Annotated in this window: 2 protein-coding genes; both read left to right on the top strand. The window is 37.6% G+C overall.

Annotated elements, in window-relative coordinates; all coding sequences use genetic code 11:
* The first annotated feature begins 144 nt into the window (after window positions 1-144).
* On the top strand, window positions 145-1,386 hold the full coding sequence (locus ATB78_RS27690; protein ID WP_061011149.1) for a hypothetical protein: 1,242 nt from the start codon (window positions 145-147) through the stop codon (window positions 1,384-1,386).
* Between the two features lie 134 nt (window positions 1,387-1,520).
* Window positions 1,521-2,009, top strand: a complete 489-nt coding sequence (locus tag ATB78_RS27685) for a hypothetical protein (protein WP_061011148.1) — start codon at window positions 1,521-1,523, stop codon at window positions 2,007-2,009.
* The last annotated feature ends 228 nt before the right edge of the window (window positions 2,010-2,237 follow it).

Below are 2,237 nucleotides of genomic sequence, written 5' to 3'. Positions count from 1 at the left end.
TCGCGACTAACAAACTGCTTAAGAGGGATTCGCAACGCGTGGCATTTTTACTATGCGTTGATTTTAGTGATTAAGGTGGTTTGCGGCGGCTTTCGTATTGCGTTGCTCACCCCTTAGCAGGGCGTTATATTTTTAGAGGGAAATATGAAAGTAACAGTAAATATTCACGATGAAGAGCACCGACAGCTATTAAAAAAGTATCCTAAGAGTGATACTTTAGAGAACCTAACTAAAGGAGATTTTTATCTCGGAGCTGACTTTCTTGTTTACTTCTTATTTGGTGAGCAAAGCGAGTCTCGTATAGGGTTTAAGACATTCAATGATTTAAAATTAAAAGTCGATAGCCGTTGGGGGATGTTCAATGATTATATTGATAGAGAGTCAGAATTTCTATGCGCACACCAAGAAGCAGATGAAAGTGCATTTCCACGATCAATATCTGAAGGAGTTGGAATCGGAGTTTCTTTAGCTGTCATTAGTAAAACTCATAACCTGACTCATGCTGACTGGGTGAAAATACCGGAAACCAACATTGTTAAGACATTAGACTTCCAAATTGCAAGTGATGGTAATCAATTTTTGCAAGTTGAATCTAAAGGTACATTCAAAGGCGTTTCGAAAAGTAACATGGTTAGTTCAATTCTCGAGAAGAAGACTGCACAAAGAGCTGAGAAAAATACTAGTTACCTTTATGGTGTTGTTACCTCATTCTATCAAGATAAAGCGACTAAACCTGAAGCTACAGTTTTAGATCCTGAACCCATAAAGTTTGAATATGAACCATATAAGTTTAAGGTTTTGACTAGATTGAACTATTATCTGAGTTTATTAAGAGTTATATCTAGTTCGCATTTGCTCACATCACTCTATGCGAGAATAAAAACTATCGAACTGGTTGATAATATTTCTATATTTTCGTTGAAACCACTTGAGACTATGTCTGGGAAAGAATTTACTTATCCAGTTTCTCTAAAGAAAAAAAAGAAGAACTATACAGTTGAAGGCATCGAAAACTGTACGGGTGATTTTTTAGAAATTGATGGTGATTTTATTTTCCTAGGCTTTGATGACCGTGTGATAAATTGCTTGATTCAACAAGATTTTGATTCAATAGTGAATCTGTCTTTTGAAGAAAACATAAAAAGTGCAGAAGGTGAAATAAAGAATAAAAAAGATCAAGTGATAAAAGTTGCTGGTGAATTACTCTACGCAAGCTCTGGCTTGATAATTGGTAGATTTTACAATTTTACGGACTCAAACAATAAAGATCACGAAGGAATAGCCATCGACCAAAGCTTCACGTCATACTCTAAATTTTCATCAATACTATCAAGCGGAGTTGGACAGTCCATGATAACTGATGAGGATTTTGAATATCAAATATAACAAACTGTTTAAGAGTGATTCGCAACGCGTGGCATTTTCACTATGCGTTGGTTTTAGTGTTTAAGGTGGTATGCGGCGGCTTTGGTATTGCGTTGCTCACCCCTTAACAGGGCGTTATGTTCTTGGAGAACTAAATGGATCTAGAAGTAATTCAAATCATATTACCTCTATTTGGTAGCTTTTTGGGGGCTGCGTTTGGTGCTCACTTTACGCTATCTCGTTCTAAGAAAGAAAAAATTTGGGATGAGAAAAGAGAGCTCTATGGTAGGGTAATTGTAGCTTTAGAAGATATTTCGTACTGGGCTGAGCAAGTCCGTTCTGAGCGTTGCAGCGAATATACAAGTAGCCCAGACTCTAACGTCGATGAGTCTATGAGGGACATTCAAAAGTTAGCTGTATCAGGAAGATTAGTTATGAACGAAGAGTTCTATGATCTTCTAGTGTCTGTGAACAAATCCCTTCAAACTGAAAATTTCAGTGCATACGAAGATGCTCAACAGGCATTTGATAACTCTCAATCACATCACTTGTTTAGGCACGCAATAAGGGTGCGTGACATTACACAAGAGTATCTTCCTAAGTTAATTAAGGCAGCAAGGCGTGACCTGCCAGCACGAACATAACAAACTGTTTAAGAGTGATTCGCAACGCGTGGCATTTTTACTATGCGTTGGTTTTAGTGTTTAAGGTAGTTTGCGGCGGCATCGGTATTGCGTTGCTCACCCCTTAACAGGGCGTTAGTGCGCAAAGATAAAAATTACAATTAGCAGGATTTAAAATGAGTGAAATTGCTCGTTTCATATCTGGTAAAGCTCCAGATAAATTTGGTCGCAATATAGAGCAGTTGTTAG

The sequence above is a fragment of the Vibrio sp. CUB2 genome, from assembly GCF_001557945.1.
Taxonomy (GTDB): Bacteria; Pseudomonadota; Gammaproteobacteria; order Enterobacterales; family Vibrionaceae; genus Vibrio; species Vibrio owensii.
Note: the sequence above shows the minus strand (reverse complement) of the source record. Positions and strands in the feature narration are given on the sequence as shown.

What these genes read in the sequence shown, in the direction of transcription:
- ATB78_RS27690 (WP_061011149.1), top strand. Translation starts at nt 145, where the DNA reads ATGAAAGTAACAGTAAATATTCACGATGAAGAGCACCGACAGCTATTA.
- ATB78_RS27685 (WP_061011148.1), top strand. Translation starts at nt 1,521, where the DNA reads ATGGATCTAGAAGTAATTCAAATCATATTACCTCTATTTGGTAGCTTT.